Annotated in this window: 19 protein-coding genes; 11 read left to right on the top strand and 8 right to left on the bottom strand. The window is 71.2% G+C overall.

Annotation, left to right across the window (positions count from 1 at the left end):
• Positions 1–51 precede the first annotated feature (51 nt).
• On the bottom strand, positions 52–435 hold the full coding sequence (locus ACGFZA_RS14285) for a MerR family transcriptional regulator (protein ID WP_385272640.1): 384 nt from the start codon (positions 433–435) through the stop codon (positions 52–54).
• A gap of 52 nt (positions 436–487) precedes the next feature.
• Between ACGFZA_RS14285 and ACGFZA_RS14280 the strand changes: the two genes are divergently transcribed.
• Positions 488–1678 (top strand): alkene reductase, encoded by a 1191-nt coding sequence (locus tag ACGFZA_RS14280; RefSeq protein ID WP_393679103.1) that lies wholly within the window; start codon positions 488–490, stop codon positions 1676–1678.
• Here ACGFZA_RS14280 and ACGFZA_RS14275 read toward each other — a convergent pair.
• Positions 1605–2243, bottom strand: a complete 639-nt coding sequence (locus tag ACGFZA_RS14275; RefSeq protein WP_385271945.1) for a DUF1707 domain-containing protein — start codon at positions 2241–2243, stop codon at positions 1605–1607. The two genes, ACGFZA_RS14280 and ACGFZA_RS14275, sit on opposite strands and share 74 nt — an antisense overlap.
• Before the next feature lie 428 nt (positions 2244–2671).
• Between ACGFZA_RS14275 and ACGFZA_RS14270 the strand changes: the two genes are divergently transcribed.
• Complete coding sequence (locus ACGFZA_RS14270) at positions 2672–3172, top strand: hypothetical protein (protein ID WP_393679101.1); 501 nt, start codon at positions 2672–2674, stop codon at positions 3170–3172.
• A 48-nt stretch (positions 3173–3220) separates the two neighbouring features.
• Here the strand turns inward: ACGFZA_RS14270 and ACGFZA_RS14265 are convergent, their stop codons facing one another.
• Complete coding sequence (locus tag ACGFZA_RS14265; RefSeq protein WP_393679098.1) at positions 3221–4873, bottom strand: penicillin-binding transpeptidase domain-containing protein; 1653 nt, start codon at positions 4871–4873, stop codon at positions 3221–3223.
• Positions 4874–5070: 197 nt separating this feature from the next.
• On the opposite strand from ACGFZA_RS14265, the gene ACGFZA_RS14260 reads away from it, so the two are divergent.
• Positions 5071–5943 (top strand): LysR family transcriptional regulator, encoded by an 873-nt coding sequence (locus ACGFZA_RS14260; protein WP_393679690.1) that lies wholly within the window; start codon positions 5071–5073, stop codon positions 5941–5943.
• 44 nt (positions 5944–5987) lie between these two features.
• A complete protein-coding gene (locus ACGFZA_RS14255) occupies positions 5988–6854 on the top strand; it encodes a serine hydrolase (RefSeq protein ID WP_393679096.1) in 867 nt (288 codons plus the stop codon).
• Between the two features lie 96 nt (positions 6855–6950).
• Here the strand turns inward: ACGFZA_RS14255 and ACGFZA_RS14250 are convergent, their stop codons facing one another.
• Complete coding sequence (locus ACGFZA_RS14250) at positions 6951–7658, bottom strand: DUF2470 domain-containing protein (protein WP_393679093.1); 708 nt, start codon at positions 7656–7658, stop codon at positions 6951–6953.
• A 347-nt stretch (positions 7659–8005) separates the two neighbouring features.
• On the opposite strand from ACGFZA_RS14250, the gene ACGFZA_RS14245 reads away from it, so the two are divergent.
• Positions 8006–8527 (top strand): hypothetical protein, encoded by a 522-nt coding sequence (locus ACGFZA_RS14245; protein ID WP_385271957.1) that lies wholly within the window; start codon positions 8006–8008, stop codon positions 8525–8527.
• Between the two features lie 141 nt (positions 8528–8668).
• Positions 8669–9352 carry a class F sortase gene (locus tag ACGFZA_RS14240; RefSeq protein WP_385272649.1) on the top strand — a complete coding sequence of 228 codons (684 nt, stop codon included), beginning with the start codon at positions 8669–8671 and terminating at the stop codon, positions 9350–9352.
• A 41-nt stretch (positions 9353–9393) separates the two neighbouring features.
• On the opposite strand, the gene ACGFZA_RS14235 is transcribed toward ACGFZA_RS14240, so the two are convergent.
• A complete protein-coding gene (locus ACGFZA_RS14235) occupies positions 9394–10134 on the bottom strand; it encodes a DUF6193 family natural product biosynthesis protein (protein ID WP_393679090.1) in 741 nt (246 codons plus the stop codon).
• A gap of 116 nt (positions 10135–10250) precedes the next feature.
• On the opposite strand from ACGFZA_RS14235, the gene ACGFZA_RS14230 reads away from it, so the two are divergent.
• Positions 10251–10661: an SRPBCC family protein gene (locus tag ACGFZA_RS14230; RefSeq protein WP_385271963.1), complete on the top strand. Its 411-nt coding sequence runs from the start codon at positions 10251–10253 to the stop codon at positions 10659–10661.
• Positions 10662–10819: 158 nt separating this feature from the next.
• Here the strand turns inward: ACGFZA_RS14230 and ACGFZA_RS14225 are convergent, their stop codons facing one another.
• Complete coding sequence (locus tag ACGFZA_RS14225) at positions 10820–11203, bottom strand: ArsR/SmtB family transcription factor (protein WP_385271966.1); 384 nt, start codon at positions 11201–11203, stop codon at positions 10820–10822.
• 97 nt (positions 11204–11300) lie between these two features.
• On the opposite strand from ACGFZA_RS14225, the gene ACGFZA_RS14220 reads away from it, so the two are divergent.
• Positions 11301–12569 (top strand): MFS transporter, encoded by a 1269-nt coding sequence (locus ACGFZA_RS14220; protein ID WP_385271969.1) that lies wholly within the window; start codon positions 11301–11303, stop codon positions 12567–12569.
• 177 nt (positions 12570–12746) lie between these two features.
• Positions 12747–13457, top strand: coding sequence for a DUF6215 domain-containing protein (locus ACGFZA_RS14215; protein ID WP_385271972.1), 711 nt, complete (start codon positions 12747–12749; stop codon positions 13455–13457).
• A 150-nt stretch (positions 13458–13607) separates the two neighbouring features.
• Here ACGFZA_RS14215 and ACGFZA_RS14210 read toward each other — a convergent pair whose 3' ends face one another.
• On the bottom strand, positions 13608–13835 hold the full coding sequence (locus ACGFZA_RS14210; RefSeq protein ID WP_385271975.1) for a hypothetical protein: 228 nt from the start codon (positions 13833–13835) through the stop codon (positions 13608–13610).
• 211 nt (positions 13836–14046) lie between these two features.
• Between ACGFZA_RS14210 and ACGFZA_RS14205 the strand changes: the two genes are divergently transcribed.
• Positions 14047–14781, top strand: coding sequence for a DUF4232 domain-containing protein (locus tag ACGFZA_RS14205; RefSeq protein WP_393679085.1), 735 nt, complete (start codon positions 14047–14049; stop codon positions 14779–14781).
• A 236-nt stretch (positions 14782–15017) separates the two neighbouring features.
• A complete protein-coding gene (locus ACGFZA_RS14200) occupies positions 15018–15833 on the top strand; it encodes a phosphotransferase (protein ID WP_393679083.1) in 816 nt (271 codons plus the stop codon).
• 106 nt (positions 15834–15939) lie between these two features.
• Here the strand turns inward: ACGFZA_RS14200 and ACGFZA_RS14195 are convergent, their stop codons facing one another.
• Positions 15940–17085 carry an MFS transporter gene (locus ACGFZA_RS14195; protein WP_385272652.1) on the bottom strand — a complete coding sequence of 382 codons (1146 nt, stop codon included), beginning with the start codon at positions 17083–17085 and terminating at the stop codon, positions 15940–15942.
• Between the last annotated feature and the right edge of the window lie 23 nt (positions 17086–17108).

Genomic DNA, 17108 nt, shown 5'->3' with positions numbered 1-17108 from the left:
AACCGCGCCGGCGTACGCCGCTTGCCGTCACGGTCGCACTGCGCCTCGGAGCTACGTCTGTTCCGCAGGAGCGGGAGAGCGGCCTGACGCCGTGTCGATGACCTCGTCCAGCACCTCACGGGAGCGGATCAGGTCGTTGATCATGGAGTCGATGCGCTCCCGCTCGGTGGTGAGCTCGGCGACCAGCTCCGGAGTGGCGCGCAGGGACGGGCCGCCGTCCTCGTCGCGCATGCAGGGAAGAATCCGTACGATCTTCGAGCTGTGGAGGCCGGCCGCGAAGAGCTCCTGAATGCGGATGACCCGGTCGACGGCCCTCTCGGGGTAGTCACGGTGACCGCCCGGTGTCCGGTCGGCCGCCAGCAGCCCCTGTTCCTCGTAGTACCGCAGCGAACGCTCGCCGACACCGGTGCGAGCCGCCAGTTCACCGATCCGCATGCCCACCTCACGACTTGAATCTGACATCAATGTCAGGTTCTACGGTACCGGCATGACGCAGACACAGCAGGCACCCGCCGCATCCCGTCTCTTCGAATCCGCCCGCCTCGGCGGCCTCGCACTCGCCAACCGCCTGGTCATGGCGCCGCTGACGCGTAACCGGGCAAGCGCCGACGGCGTCCCGGGCGAACTGATGGCCACTCACTACGCGCAACGCGCCTCGGCCGGCCTGATCATCGCCGAGGGCACGACACCGAACGCCGTCGGCCAGACCTACCCCCACATCCCGGGTGTCCACAGTCCCGCACAGATCGCCGGATGGCGCCGGGTCACCGAAGCGGTGGCAGCCTCCGGCGGGAGCCCGATGTTCCTCCAGTTGCAGCACGGAGGCAGGGTGGGGCATCCCGACACCAGCGGCCACATCCCGCTCGCGCCGTCGGTCGTGCGCTTCCCGGAGTCCCTGCCGACACCGGGCGGGCTCCGGGAAGGCGTCGCGCCCCGTGAGATGTCGTCGCGGGACATCAGGTCCACCATCGCCGACTTCGCCACGGCCGCCCGCAACGCCGTCGAAGCAGGCTTCGCCGGTGTGGAGGTGCATTCCGCCAACGGCCATCTGCTGCACCAGTTCCTGGCCGGGAACACCAATCGCCGGACCGACGAGTGGGGCGGTCCGCCGGCGAACCGGATCCGCTTCACCGTCGAGGTGGTGCGGGCGGTCGCGGAGGCGATCGGCCCGGACCGGGTCGGCGTACGCATCTCGCCCGGAGCGGATGTCAACAGTGTGGAAGAGGGCGACACCGAGGAGATCTACGCGGCGCTGCTGCCCGCACTCGCGCGCATCGCCCCCGTCTACCTGCATCTGGTCCGGGCCGATGTGGACGGACCCCTCTTCCCGGGGATCCGCAGGGCCTGGCCCGGCACGCTGATCGCCAACCCGGCTCTGTCACGCGAGGAGGCAGCGGCCGACGGCGGCATGAGGCGCGGGGAACGGCTCCTGGCGGAGGGCGCCGACCTCATCGGGCTGGGCCGCGGGTTCCTCGCCAACCCCGACCTCGTGGAGCGACTGCGGACAGGAGCACCGCTCAACGACATCCGCCCGGAGTTCCTGATGCACGTGCACGGGGAGGAGGGATACAACGACTATCCCCTGCTCGGAGGCGCGCGGCGCCTCAGCGGCCGTCGGCCTTCGGAGAGCGGCGGCGCATCAGTTCCGAGAACTTCCGCCGCGGGGGCCGGGCGATGATGTCACCGCCGCGGGACTGTCCGGTCAGTCGCACGTGCAGGGAACGGCGTGTGCCCTGACCGGAATCGGGGCTGATCCTGATCTCTCCGCTGCTGCGCGTCAGACCGTCCGTGTCGACGACGATGCCCGGCCGGGTCACCAGGATCAGGTTTCCCCCGACGCGCAGATCGACATCGAGGTGCAGGGTGCTGTGGGTGATCACCGCGTCGGTGAAGTCGAGCTTCGCGTCACAGAACATCAGCCGGATCTCCATCCGGCGCGGAACGAGCCAGCGGCCCGTACGGCTGACGTCGCCGAAACGCTGGTCGATCCTGACCAGTTCCCTCGCCTGCGGCGGCATGCCCTCCGAGGGCAGGTCGGCGGTCAGCCCGGCCAGCTCGCCCATGGTGCGCGCGGACAGTGCGGCGTCCAGGCGCTCGTCCAGTTCGACGCCGGTGAGCCGGCCGTCCCCGGCGGCAACCTGAAGGATCTCCACGACCTGGTCCCGATCCCGGTCGGATGCCCGCAGCTCGGGCCGTGTCCCCTGACCTGAGGAGTCGTCGGCTGACGGAAGTTCACCTGTCATGCCTGCATTCTGGCCGAGGTGCCGGGGTCGTGCAACGTCCTTGATCGCGCGCGCACCTGGCCGGGGTGGGGCTGTGCCGCACACGGGAACGGCAGTCCGCTCACCGCGGCCAGCCCTCAGCGGACCCCGGACACGGGAACGGCAGTCCGCTCACCGCGGCCGGGCCGCCCTCAGTGGACCGGTCCGTCCACCGGATCCTGGGGGCCGACCGCGGCACGCAGCAGGTCGCGCAGGTCCAGGGCGGCCGGGAGCAGAGTGGTGGGCAGCGCGACGTGTACGGTCCCACGCGGACTCCGAGTACGTCGATGTGACCCGGATGGTTCCCCGGGCCCGGCTGCTCGCCGAACTCATCGCGAGGACGAGGCGATGGCGTGCTTGTCCGTCACGGCCGAGTGGGCCGTGGCACAACCCCCGAGGAGACGGTTCGCATGAGATCGGACATGAACGGGTTCGGGCTGGGCGAGGCGTGCGGTGAATACGCCGTAGCGGGAGTGGGCGGCGCGCTCGCACAGACAGGACGGCGGGCGCGCACGACGCTCTGCCTGGTGCTGCTGGTCCTCCTGGTGGTCAAGCGGCCCGCGGCGGCCCTCACCGAGACGGGCATCGTCATCGGGGTCGTGCTCGTCGTGTGGGGGCTCACCCGCGCATGGGGCCTGATGTCCGCACGGTTCGGGCTCCGAAGGTGCTACCTGTTCACGGGCGGCCTGGTCGGCACCGACCTGTTCGGCCGGCCGCGAGGAGGGGGCGTGGCGTGGAGCGAGGTGACGGAGCTGAACGTGATGGTCTCGCAGTCGCTCCTCATGGCCTTCCACCGCTTCGAGGTCGAGCGGAGGGTGGCCGGACGCCTGGCGTTTCTGGCTATGGGCGTGCAACCCGCCCTCGTTGAGCCGCTGTTGAGCCGGGCGGCAGCGAACGGGATGGGGCGCTGACCCCCGCCTCGGCGGCGGTCAGCGCCCCGTCCGGGGACCGTGGCCGACTCAGCGGGCCAGGTTGCGCAGGAACCGTGCCGCGACCGGGCCCGCGTCGGCGCCGCCGGACCCCCCGTCCTCCAGGAGGACGGCCCAGGCAAGGTCGGAGTCGCCCTGGTAACCGATCATCCAGGCATGGGTGCGGGGCGGTTTGCCGGTACCGAACTCGGCCGTTCCCGTCTTCGCGTGAGGGCTGCCGGGAAGCTCCCGCAACGCATGGGCGGAACCCGAGGTCACCGTGGCGCGCATCAGCTCGCGGAGCTGCCCGGTGACCTCGGCGCCGAGCGCCGCCGGCGCGGTGAACTTCTTCTTCACCGCGTCCGGGACCAGGACCGGCTGGCTGAATGTGCCGTTCTTGACGGTGGCCGCGATCGACGCCATGACCAGGGGGGACGCCTGGACGCGGGCCTGACCGATGGTGGCGGCCGCCTTGTCGTTGTCGCTCGTCGTCGCCGGGACACTGCCGTCGTACGTGGTCGTGCCGACGTCCCAGGTGCCCCCGATCCCGAACGCCAGCGCAGCATCCCGCAGATCGGTGCTGGAGAGCCTGCCGCGGGCGTTGACGAAGTAGGTGTTGCAGGACTGGGCGAAGACATCGGTGAAGGTCGAGCCGGCGGGGAGGGAGAACTGCTTCTGGTTCTCGAAGCGCTGGCCGTTCACGTGCGCGAACTTCGGGCAGGCCGCGCTGTCGGTCAGCCGGGTACCGCCCTTGAGCAGAGCCGCCGTGGTGACGACCTTGAAGGTGGAGCCGGGCGGATAGCGCCCTTCGAGAGCGCGATTGAGGCCGCCGGGCCGGTTGACGGCGGCGAGTATGTGGCCGTTGCGCGGGTTGATGGCGACGATGGCCGCGTTGTTCTCCACCTCGGCCACGGCATCGGCCGCCGCCTTCTGGATGCGTGGGTCGATGGTGGTGCGTACCGGACGGCCCTCGGCCCGCGCGGCCGGGCCGAGGTTCTTGACCGCGCGCCCGCTCTGCCGGTCCGCGACGACGAGGGACTTGCCGGCCGTTCTCCCGCCGGAGAGCACCTTGTCGTACCGGGCCTCGAGCCCCGACGTGCCCTTGCCGCTGACCGGGTCGACGACGCCCACGAGTGACGCGGCCTCAAGCGGCCGGCCCCGGCTGTCGAGCACCTTGGCCCGGGCGCCGTCCGACTTCAGCGCGAGTGTCTGCCCCGGGCTCAGTTCCGGGTGGATCATCGGCGAGGTGAATTCGACCTTCCACGTCCCGGACGTGCGGTTCACCTCGGCCCGGGAGCGCCAGGTGACCTCGCCCGCACCGGGCACCTGCATGGCCACGGAGAACGGGAAGAGCACTTTCCCGTCCTCCTTCCTCCGGCCGTCGCCGCTCACCAGGGTGGTCTTGGAAGGCTTGAGGTTGGTCAGTACCGAGGTGAGGAGCGACGCGGCGTTGTCGGGTGTGTCCGTATGACTGGCGGCCCCTTTCGCGTCGTGTTCCGCCCATGCTGCGAGGAATGCCGTCAAGGGCTTCCGGGCGGCCGTCACCTGTGGATCGTCCTGCTTCGCGCCGCCGCCCCGGAGGCTGAGGGCGGCGTACCCGCCGCCGGCCAGCAGGAGGAGGGCTGTGAAGATGCCGAGCAGCCGCCTCCCGCGGCGCCGCGGTCCGTGTCCCGGGTGAGTGTTCCGGCTGCGGGCACGCGTCAAGGTGCTCTCCGTTCTGGGTCCTGCCTGATCGGCCTGCCGGGTCGACCCCCGGCGTCAACGGGGCGTGCGGGCAGGCTTTCGACAGCCCCCCGCGGTCAACCCCCGCCGGAGTCAAACCCGTTGCCCGTCCGCATGTCGAATATGCTCTCGACATCAAGGGGATTCGACATTCATATCGCCGCATGTCAGGGGGCACAGTGCTGACCGAACGGCACCTGGAAATCTTTGTCGCACTGGCGGAGGAGGAACACTTCGGCACGGCCGCCCAGCGGGTGGGCATCACTCAGCCACCGCTCTCACAAGGTCTGCGCAGGCTGGAGGCGCTGCTCGGTGTTCGCCTGTTCGAGCGCGAGCGCGGGGTGTTCCTCACCGAGGAGGGGGCCCTGCTGCTTCCGCACGCCCGCCGGGCACTGGCGGCGCTCGCGGAACTCCGGGAGACCGGCGCCCGTGAGCACGCGGACGGGCGTCGGCTGCGACTGGGGCTGACCCCGGAGGTGCCGGCGCCGCTCGCAGCCGATGTCGCTGCCGCGCTGGTCCGGGCCGGCGAGCGGACCAGGACAGGCATGGTGACGGCGTCAACGTCCGGGCTGCTCAGTGATGTCGAGGCCGGGCGCCTCGACCTGGCGGTGATCCGGCACCCTTCGGTGCTGCACGGTCTGGCCGCGGGCCGCGTGATCCTTCTGCCGACCTGGGTCCTCGTTCCCGCGGACTGCCAACAGGGCGGTGGCGCGGTGCCGTTGGGGCTCCCCGTCGCCGTGCGCCCGCGCGCCGAGGCGCCGGCGGCCCATGACCTGTTCATCGACACCCTGGCCGGCCGCGGCCGCCGGGTGGAGACCGTGGTGGTCGCCGATGAGCGCGCCGGCCTCGCCCTGGTCGCATCGGGTCAGGCCGTACTGGTCACGGCGGACGGCGCGCTGACGGCCTCCGGCGTCGAGCGCCGGGCGGCGACGGAGCCCCCGCTGCCCCTGCGGCTGCGGGTGGCGTGGAACCCGCGACGTCCCGGTTCGGTGGAGACGGCGAGGGCGGCGCGACTGCTGGAGGACGCACTGGTCCGGAAGGCGGCGCTGTGAAGGCGGCACGGCGTGCAACGGGTGTGGAGCGCACCATCCGCGGCATGTTCGACGACGCGGGTGTCCGGGGCTGGCTCCACGTGGCGGGGCTGCACCGTCCGTCGGTCGAGGTGGCCATCGACCCCGACGAACCCCTGCCGGTGGGTTCGGTCTACAAGATGCCGCTCATGGCGGCCTTCTGCCGGCTCGCGGATGCGGGGCTGATCGATCCGTGCCGTCGGCTGACGCTGGAACCCGCGGACCGCGTCCCCGGCCCGACCGGTGTCTCCATCCTCGGCGACCCCGTCACCATGTCACTGCGCGACCTGGTGACGCAGATGATGAGTATCTCCGACAACACCGCGGCCGCCGCCGTTCTCCGGGCGGTCGGCGCCGACGCGGTCGACGCCATGTGCAGGGACCTGGGCATGCCTGACACCCGGATCCACGGCGGAGTCGTCAGCACGCTCCGCCGGCTCGTCGCGGAGACGGGTGCCAGGTCGCTGGACGCGGCGATGGCACGCGTGAGCGACAACGACGCCGTCGTGCCGATGGACGTGTACGACCCCGCGTTCAAGGCGTCCAGCACGGCGTCGGACATGGCCCGCCTGCTGCGCGCGATCTGGACCGGCCGGGCCGCCTCGGAGGAGCGCTGCGCCTACATGCGCGAAGTCATGCGCAGTCAGCCGTGGACGCACCGGCTCGCCTCCGGTTTCCCCTACGACGACGTCACCGTCTACGGGAAGACCGGCACCTTCGGCGCGTTGCGCCATGAGGCGGGTGTCGTCGAACTCGCCGACGGCAGTGTCTACACGGCGGTGGTGTTCACCCAAGCGGCCCGGGCCGACAGCAAGTTGCCCCGCGCCGACGCGGTGATCGGTGCGGCGGCGCGGGCCGCCGTGGAGGAGCTGCAGGGAACCCTGGGTATCTGAGCGGGTGTCTCGTCGTGGCCGCGCCGACGAGCCACGCGGCGAGCAGCGCCGTCGCCGGCCCGTCGCGGTCACGGCGACGGCCGCCTTCGCGTGCCGTCAGGCGAAGAGCCGGCTCGGATGGGATGCACGACGGGCGGCTGTGAGCAGGGCGTGGATCCGGGGGCCGGCCTGGTTCATCCCGGTCATGGGTGTCGCGAAGGGCAGCCGCACGTCGCGCTGGTCACGGCGGTACTCCAGACGCAGAGTGATGCCGTACCGGTCCAGAGCCACAGGCAGGGCGCGCAGCATGTTCTTGTCCGGCCTGGGGCGGACGAGGCGCAGCAGCAACGGCACGAGTTCCGCGTGACTGTCCACGAGGTGGGTGAGCATGTCCGCCTCGTGCGTGGTGACCGGATCGGGAGTGGCCTCCTGGAGCGCGGACAGTGAGACGAAGGTGCGGCCGTCGCCGTCGTCCAGAACCGCCTGGCCGAACTCCATGCAGATGCTGTCCGTGGCATCCGCGTCGTAGCGGGCGGTCAGCAGCCCCGTCATCGTGACGCGGGCACGCAGCCGGTCGCGTACGGGCGTCGGTGCGATGTCCGTGAACTCCAGCCGGACCGGGACGGGCGCGGCCGGATGCGCGGGGCCTGCCCCGGAGGGTTCGTGGAGGTGGATGTGGCCCATGGCGCCCGTTCCGTCGAGGCGGTGGACCTCGACGGGGTCGAGGCCGTCACTCACCACCGTCATCGAATGGGCGGCGACGAGGATCGACCGCATGCGTTCGGCGGGAGTCGGCTGCGTGGTGCGGGCGCTGAAAGGGCGCATCCAGGGTCTCCTGAGGGGAGGGTGGCGAGATCCGATGATGGTTACTTAGGTATGCCTAACCTAACCTACGTTCTGAGTGTGATGGGGCAGGGGCGGGATGTGGCCGGAACGGGCCGCCGGCTTTTGGCCGCCGCGGGGTGGTCGGGTGACGGAATCGGCGTGCGGCCGAACGGCGTGTGCCCCCGATCCGGGCGCGTCGCGGCGGCGCTGCTCCATTCGGCGCCGCCCCGCGGTGGCCGACTGGCGAGCCCTCCGGGGGGCACCTAGCGTCGCCCAAGTCGAGGGGTATTGCTCGCTTGTGCGGACAAAAGGTCCACAGCTGCTTCTCGAGAATCCGGAGAAACATCATGCGCGTGATACGTGCTGCTTCTGTCGCCCTGCTCGGTGCCGCCGCGTTCGGAGTCGCTGCTCCGGCGGCCCTTGCCGACGACGGGAACCACAACATCACGTCGTTCGGCTTCACGGTCTCCCCGTCGACGGTGGCCCCCGGCGGAACCGTGACGCTCAATGCCACCGGGTGCGAGGTCCCGTCCGTGACCGTCACCTCGGGCGTCTTCGACACCGTCACGCTCGAAGAGGGGCGCTCGGCGACCGCGCGCGTCGATGACGACGCCAAGCCCGGTGCCGAGTACGACGTGACCTTCGACTGCAAGGGCGAGAAGGGGACCACGCCGCTGACCATTCGTGAGGGCTCCGGCCACGCCGACCCCACCAGCCCGGTGATGCCCGGCAACGGCGTCCGGGCAGGCGCCGGTGGCAGCCTCTCCGACATGAGTCCGGGAGAGATCGGCGCGGGTGTCGCTCTCGTCGCCGGCGCGCTCGGATTCGGCGCCCACAAGATGCGCCGGCGTTCCGGCAGCAGCGCCTGACCGCGAGAGCGCCGAAGGGCCGGGCCCCTTCGCGGGCCCGGTCCGGGCACCACAGGACCGACATCCGGAGAAGACGTGCACAGAGCCGTGTGGCACGAGTGGATCGAACCCGCCGAACCCCCGGAACGGCAACGTCGGGGCCTGTTCGGCCGCCGTGCCCCCGCGGACGGCCGGGGCGGAAGCGGCAAGGGTGGCCGCCGCGGCCCGGGCTGGGGCACGCTTGTCGTGGCCCTGCTGCTCGGTCTGTCCCTGATCCGGCACGGCGTCGGCGGCGGCAGTGGCCCTCCGCAACCCGCGTCGGCGGTGGGTGACAGGTCCGGCTTCTCGGGTGCCGGCGCCTGGCCGAAGGGGCCGCCCCCCGAGCCCCTCACCCGTGCGCTGCCCGCACGGATCACGATCCCCTTCCTCGGCGTCGACGCCCCGGTCGGAAAGGTGGGCCTGGGCGCGGACGGCTGGATCGACGCACCACCCCTGACGGACAACAACCTGGCCGCCTGGTACGACGGTTCCGTCACTCCCGGTGAGCCGGGCACCTCCGTGCTCGTGGGGCACGTGGACAACAGGACGGGCCCCGCCGTCTTCTACGGCCTCGGCGCACTGGAGAAGGGGCGTCGCATCGAGATCCGCCGCACCGACGGCACCACGGCGGTCTTCTCCGTCTATGCCGTAGAGGTCGTCAGTAAGGCAGCGTTTCCGGCCGACCGCGTCTATGCGAACACCTCCGATCCGGAACTGCGCGTGCTCACCTGCGGCGGCGGCTTCTCCCGGAAGACGGGCTACGACGGCAACGTCGTCGCGTACGCGCGTCTCACGGACGCCCGCTGACGGGGCGATGGGGGGTGCGGAGGTCGTTGAGCGCCTCGGTGTCACGGCCCCTCAGGCCCCCGGCGGACGTCGTCGGGGAGGGCGGCCACGATCAGCGCGACGGCCTCCGCGGCCTCGTTCGTCTCCTGCTGCCGCCCGTCCGCGCACGCGATCAGGTAGCCGCCGCTCCTCAACGGCCTGACACGCGGCAGATCGTGACAGATGGGCGGCGCGGCCCGGCGGCTGAAGGTGAGCCAGTACGTGCTTCGTCCCGGCGACAGAGCCCGGAGCGCCGGCTGGGCGAAGGCGGCCTCGACGAGCTGATGCAGAGCGCTGTCCTGTGGGCGTCCGGTGGCCTCACGCAGCTGGCGCCAGCGTGTCGGCACGGCTTCGCCGCGCTCATGGGCCTCGGCCAGCTCCCAGGTTCGCATGAGAGGCCACTCGGTCACGAGATCACGCACCCTGGATGCGCGCAACCAGGTGCTCATCGCACCGGCGACCGCGGACAGGTCGTCCGTCGAACCCGTAGCCATGCGGATGCCGCCGCTCCAGCAGTCGACGGAGAAGCTGCGGACCTCAAGTGCCATGTGGGCCATGGCCGAGCGGCCCTCGGCGGCCACCGTCGCCGCCGAGTGACGCCAGCCGGGTGAGGGCGTCAACTCGACCGTGAGCCCGTGGCCCCCGCGGTCGGATTCGCCCTGCAGGGCGTCGCGCAGGGATCCCGACCGCACCACATCGGGATAGTGCGCGGCGTAGACGCGCAGGGGATCGTTCGGTGCGGTGGGGTGATGCTGCGCGGTCATGGGGCCGAGTGTGCCAGGCCACGGGCGACGTTGCGGCAGCCCCGAAGGCGATCGCGCCCTGGGCCGTGTCCGTTTCCTTCAAGAGAAGGAGGAGAGTGCCCGATATTCTCGCCGTCATGAACAGCACCGCAGGAGAATCGCGCCATATCGGCATCCACATCGACAGCCCCGTCGATGCTGTCTACGCCTATGCCTCCGATCCGGCCCATCTTCCGGAGTGGGCCCACGGGTTGGGAGACTCCATCGAGGAGATCGACGGCCAATGGGTCGCGGAGTCCTCCCCGATGGGGCGCGTCGTCGTTGCCTTCACTCCCCGCAACGAGCTGGGCGTGCTCGACCACGACGTCACGCTGCCCTCCGGGGAGACCGTCCACAACCCGGTTCGCGTGATCGCGGACGGCACGGGCAGCGAGGTCGTGTTCACCCTGCGGCGGCGGCCGGGAGTGAGCGACGCCGACTTCCGGCGCGACGCCGACATGGTTACGGCCGACCTGGGGCGGCTCAGGGACCTGACGGAGTCCGCCTGAGGAACCGTCGACCTCAGGACGGTCCGGAGTCCGCCTGAGGAACCGTCGCGCTCAGGGCGGTCCGGAGTCCGCCTGAGGAACCGTCGCGCTCAGGGCGGTCCGGAGTCCGCCTGAGGAACCGTCGCCCTCCGGCCTGTCCGACCGCCGGACCAGGACGGTCAGGCCGGAGGGGTCCAAGCCGTGACCAGGTCGAGCAGGCCCGGGAAGCGGGCGTTGAGGTCATCGACGCGTACATGGCTGCGGCGCTCGAGCCCGTACTGACGCTGGCGCGTGATTCCCGCCTCCCGCAGCGCCTTGAAGTGGTGTGTGAGAGAGGACTTGGGCCGGTCGAAACCGAACCAGCCGCAGGAGTGATCGAACTGCTCCGACTCCACGAGGAGCCTATGGACGATCGTCAGCCTCAAAGGGTCGCTGAGCGCGGCGAGAACCGTCTCCAGGCGGAGGTCCTCGACCGCCGGTTCCGGTAGCGGTTCGGGCAGGCCGGGCGGCTCCGGAAGCGCCTTGCCTGCGGCGGTCGCGGTACGGCGCGCGGTCGGTGGCACGGGCACTCCTCGTGGCTCGATTCCTATGTACGACTTCTATCGTACTGCATGCTAAGTTCGACTCAACTCGTACTTCAGGACGTCGGAAGGCACAATTATGTCCAGAAATCGGACCGCATCCGTCCGGGCCGCCGGCCGCGTGGGTCGCCAAGGCGGGCCCGCCAGGGCCGACGGCCGGAGCGCCGCTCCGCTGTGGTGGGTGTGGCTCGCCGCGTGGCCGGTCACGGCCGTCTTCGTTCTCTCGAACGCCGCAACACCCCTGTACGTGGTGTGGCAACGTGACTTCGGCTTCTCCAAGGGCACCCTGACCGTCGTGTTCGCGTTCTACATCGTCGGTCTCATCGGTTCGCTCCTCGTCTCCGGTGTGGTGTCCGACCGGATCGGGCGCAAGCCGGTGCTGCTCCCCGCCCTGTTGCTTGCGCTCCTGGCGTGCCTGGTCTTCGCGACTGCCACCGGCGTGGCCGCGCTGATCGTGGGCCGGCTGCTCGCGGGCGTCGCCGTCGGCGCTGTGGTGTCGGCCGGTATGGCCGCGGTGACCGATGTGGCCGGCCCCGAACGCAAGCGGCTCGCCGCCCTGCTCGCCTCGTGCGCGATGGTCTTCGGCGCCGGCCTCGGCCCCTTCATGGCCGGCGTCCTCTCCGAGACCCTGCCCGCTCCGACCGTCACCGTCTTCGTCGTCGAGGCCGTGCTGCTCGTCACCGCGGTGCTCGTCGTGCTGCGCATGCCGATCCGGCGTCCGCTTTCGCCCGTGAAGGGCGGTGCCTGGATGCGCGTGCCCGCCGTGCCACGAGGCAGTGGCCGTCAACTCATGCAGGGTGTCGTCGTGTTCGCGCCCGGACTCACCGCCACCTCCTTCGTGCTCTCCCTCGGCCCCTCGCTCCTCTCGGGACTGCTGGGCACCACCAGCCGGATCGTCGCCGGGGGCATGGCGTTCGCCATGTTCCTCACCGCCACCGGAGTGCAGTTCGCCGTCCGGCGTCTGCCCCGGCACACCATTCTCGCGGCCGGTGCGATCGGCACCGCGATGAGCATGATCACGCTGATCGTCGCGGTGCACGCCTCGTCGGCGCCGATCCTCGTCGCCTCGGCGCTGCTCGCCGGGGCCGGTCAGGGCATGGGGCAACTCGGTGGCCTGTCTCTGCTCAACGCCGCCGTGCCTCCCGAACGCCTCGCCGAGGCCAACGCCGCGCTCAATGTGGGGGGTTACCTTCTTGCGGGTGTCCTGCCCGTGTCCGCCGGCTACCTCAGTGACGCCGTGGGCCTGACCGGCGGTGCCACCGTGTTCGGCGTGGTTCTCATGGGCCTCGCGGCCGTCGGAGGGCTGGTCGTGACGGCCGGCCGGGGCAAGGCGGCGGAACCGGCCTGAGGGGCCCGGCGAGGCATGGGCCGCGACGCCTCGGATCCCGCCCGGAACGCGGAGGACGCGTGGCGGTCCGGGGAACGGCAGAGGCGTTCGCGGGTGCCGGTAACCGCCTTGTCCGCGAGATGATCATGGGTTAATGTCCCCGGGCACGTATCGGTGGATCATGGCAGGTGGGGGGACATGGCCGACGAAATCAACGCGCCCACGAAGGGCGCGGGGCCCTGGGGGCAGGCCTTCGCCGCGGTCGCACTGGTGGCGGCGCTCGGCGCCGGGCTGTGGGCGATCGGGGAGACATCCTCCCCGGCGAGCGACCCCGGGCCCGCCACGTGCTCGGGCGGCGAGCCCGATCAGAAGCCGAAGGAGTCCGAGGGCGCCTCGCGGCAGGCCTCCGGGGCCCAGCTGTGCGAGGCGCTGAACCGTGCCGACCTCGCTGAACTGCTGGGCACACCGGGCGACATCGCGAAGTCCGCGAGCGGCAGCGACGGTTCCGTCGCACGCGCGGGCGGCACGGAGACGGCCACCCCCTCGGCCCGCGTCCAGCTCGGGACGTACACCGTGACGCTGACGGCCACCTATGACCGTCTGCCGGTGGGGACGTACGCCACGCTGCTGGGCGACGCCGCGCAGAAGCGGAAGGTTCTGGACCGGCCGGCGGTCCTCTACTCGGACCGGACCATCAGCATCGGTCTCCGCCTCGACGGGGGCGACACCACGAGCGGTCCCGGTGTCCCGGCCCGCGCACTCGTGGTGGCACGGGACGCGAAGGACAGGGGAGGCTCCTACGAAGTGGTCCTGTGGCGCGAGGACGGAAGGGTGCCGGACGACGCGGCGGTGCTCCGCGTCGCCGAGTCGGTCCTGCCGACGGTGCGGGGGTGGGCTGCCGGGACATGACCGGTCCAGGGCCTGTCGGCCCCGTTCGCGTACGACTGCCGCGGGGCGACGTGCGGTGCTCTGTGGCTGCCGTGGCCCTCGCTTCCCTGCACTGGTCCGCCTCGTCGGCCTGAGCCGGCGACGGTGAACGAGCCTCGGTGAACGGGGCGGTCAGGCTCGTGCGTCCGGCCACGGTTCGGGCAGGAGCGGCACGATGTCGTACTGCGGACACGGCGTCGTGAAGCACTGCTTGGGTGCGGGGACACAGAGATGTCCGATGGGTGCGGCGACGGACGCGCAAGGGCCCGCCGACGAGAGGGCGGGGCCGGCCGCGGCGTGCGCCGGGCCGGTCAGGGTGAGGGGCAGGGCGGTCAGTGCGACTGCCGCGGCAGTGCGCATCAGGTTCTTCATCACGAACGACAGGGATAGCCGCCGGCCCACCCGCGCGATAGTCCCTGACGGGCCAAGTCACCCGCATGGATGACGATTTCCCTGCTGAGGAGGGGCTTGCCGACGACAGCTCCCTCTGCTGGTTCCTCGCGTTCCGGATGTCGTACCGGTGTGCGAACGCGACAGGTTCGAACGGCGCGAAATCGAGCAGGTGAGAGGTATGAGTTCACTCTCGCGTACCACTCCACCACCGTCCGAGCGATCACGCCGGCCGCTGAGCGGGAGGACTGCCCGCAGGGCTCGCACACTCCGTCGGCATGTCCTCGTCCCGGTCGCCATCGCGTCGTTCACCCTTGTCGCGGCCGGCTGCGGCGGCACCCCGGCCTCGGCCGGACCGCCCGGCGCGACGGGTTCCGCGCCCGGCGGTTCCGCGCAGGGTGCCGAAAGGCCTTCCGGCGGGGCTTCGTCCGCCCCTGCCGCGGCCACCGGCGCCCCTGAAGAATCCACCGCCCAGGAACCGTCCACCACCAGTACCACCGCTCCGGCCGGTTCGGCGGCACGGCGCTGTACGGCCGACGGCCTGACCATGAGCCTGGGCCGTGCCGACGCGGGCGCGGGACAGATCTACTACCGGCTCACGTTCGCGAACAAGTCCTCCACCTCGTGCACCCTGCGTGGCTTCCCCGGTGTCTCGCTGATCAGGCGGGACGGCAGCGCGATCGGCGTGCCGGCCGAACGTGAGGGCGCCATGCGGGAGCTGACGGTCATCGGTCCCGGAAAGACCGCAGGGGTGACCCTGCACACCCTGAACCAGGGCATCAAGGACTCCGGATGCTGGCGCCGGCCCGACTACCTGCGCGTCTACCCTCCCGGCTCCCGGGAGGCCCTGACCCTGCGGGCCACCCAGCTCCACATCTGCGGCGACCGCTTCACGACCACGGCAGTGGTTCGCTGAGACGCCGCACGAGGCACCCTCGGCCGGGCTGCGGTCACGGGACCCGGGCCGGTGGCCTCGACGGCACGACCGCACGACGGCTCGGCCGCCTCCGCTGCCGGGAAGCCGCGACCGACGTCGACATGTCCGTACGGAGGCCACTGTGACGCGCGTCAAGTGCCATGGAGAGCCGCTGAGTTCGACTGCCGATTCGAGATCTTCCCCCGCATCCCCGATCTGCCGGTAGCGTGATCGGCATGGCAGCGGAGAGCGATGAGACGGCGGGCCAAGCGCTCGTCGGCGGCATGACGAACGCGGGCGCGGTATTCCGCCACGGCGACCTGGTGGAACGCCCGGCGCCGAGCACCGCACGTGCTCTCCACGCCCACCTCCGCGCGCTCGAAGAGCAGGGCTTCGACGCCGCTCCGACACCCGTACGTCTCACCGACGACGGCCGTGAGCAGCTGACCTTCATTGCTGGCGACGTCGCCCTGCCGCCGTTTCCGCGCTGGGTGATGACGGAGAGCGCGCTGAGATCGGTGGGAAGCCTGCTGCGCCGCCTGCACGGGGCCAGCCGGTCCATCGAGGTCGACACACGCGTCGAATGGCCGCGGGACCTGGCCGATCCGGAGGGAGGGACGATGCTGTGTCACAACGATGTGTGCCCGGACAACGTCGTGTTCCGCGACGGCCGTGCCGCGGCCCTGATCGATTTCGATCAGGCGGCACCCGGCCGACCCCTGTGGGACGTCGCCATGACCGCCCGCTACTGGGTTCCCATGGTCGATCCCGTGTCCGCGGCAGTTTCCTATCCCGAAGGGCTGGACGCTGCGACGCGCCTGCGGATCCTCGCCGACAGCTATGGCCTCGCCACTGAGGAACGCGCTGAACTGCCCGGCGTCATCGAACAGGCCACCGCATCCTGCCGCGCCTTCGTCGCCGACCGGGTGGCCGACGGTGACCCCGTCTTCACCCAGGCACTGTCCGACCGTGGCGGGTGGCGACGTTGGGACCGTATGCAGGGATGGCTGGTTGCCCACCGTGAGATGTTCACGGCCGCTCTTCTGGACTGAAGGGGATTCGCCGAGCAACGGACGCGGGGGAGCACGCGGCCTTCTGCCGCACCTCGGGTACACCCCTTGATGAACGAGCTCGGCCTTCCCGTGCCGCGCTGCTGGATCAGTGTCCTCCGTCTGACACCCGATGCTCACGCCGCTGCCGCCCGGGCAGCAGCCGTCCGACGAGCAGCACCGTGCACGCGCAGGCGGTCAGCAGCCCACCGGCGAGGAAGGTTCCCCGCACGCCGGCGACCGGAAGGATCAGCCCGCCGAGCGCCGCGCCCGCCGCGATCCCGGCGTTGTAGCAACCGGAGTTGGCGGCCAGCGCCATGTCCGTACGGCGCGGCGCACTGAGCAGCATCGCGTTCTGGGTGGTCATGAACACCGGCCCGAGCGCACCGCCCATCAGCATCAGGAACACCACCGCGGCCACCGGGTCGGCTCCGGCCGCGTACAGGCCGGCCATACCCACTCCCTGCGTGGTCACGGCCGCGGTCAGCGTGAGGTCCGGAAAGCGGTCCAGCAACGCCCCGGTGACGCTCACCCCGGCCAGACACGCCGTCCCGAAGGCCACGAGCAGGACGCCCACCGTGTCCGGCGGGAACCCGCTGACGTCGCCCAGGAACTTTACGACGTACGTGAATCCGGCAAACGCCCCGGTAGCAGCCAGGGTCCCGGCCGCCAGCACCGTCCCGAACCGGCGGGCATCGGGCCTGACTCCGTAGGCGGCGTGCTCCTCCTCCGGACGGGAGGTCGGCAGAAGAGCGGCGATCGTCACCAGGGAGACGAACCCCAGAGCCGCCAGTACGCTCACCGGTACCGGCCAGCCGCTCCGCCGGCCCAGCCAGGTCCCGGCGGGAACACCGAGTACGAGTGCGAGCGAACCGGCGACGGACAGCGCCCCGACCACCCGGCCCCGTACCCCGGGCGCGAACAGACCCACCGCGACCGGCCCCATCACCGCCCAGAACAGCGCCTGGGCCAGCGCGGTCAGCAGCCGGGCCACGAGGAGCGGGCCGTAGGAGGTCGCCGCGGCCGCTGCCAGACTGGACACGACCAGGGCGGCCAGCAGGCCCGTGAGTACATGGCGCCGGGGCACCGCCCGCATGAAGTGGGCAAGTGGCAGAGACGCCACGGCCACCGTCAGGCCGTAGCCGGTGACGAGGAGACCGACCGCCGGCACCGGCACCCGCAGAGTCTCGGAGACGACGTCCAGAAGGCCGATCGGCAGGTTCTCCGCCGTGTTGAAGGTGAAGGCAGCAAGCATCAGGGCCAGGAGCACCGCCGCTC

It is taken from the genome of Streptomyces sp. NPDC048211, from assembly GCF_043202315.1.
Taxonomy (GTDB): domain Bacteria; phylum Actinomycetota; class Actinomycetes; order Streptomycetales; family Streptomycetaceae; genus Streptomyces.
The sequence above is the reverse complement of the archived record's forward strand: the minus strand, read 5'-3'. Positions and strand labels throughout refer to the sequence as shown.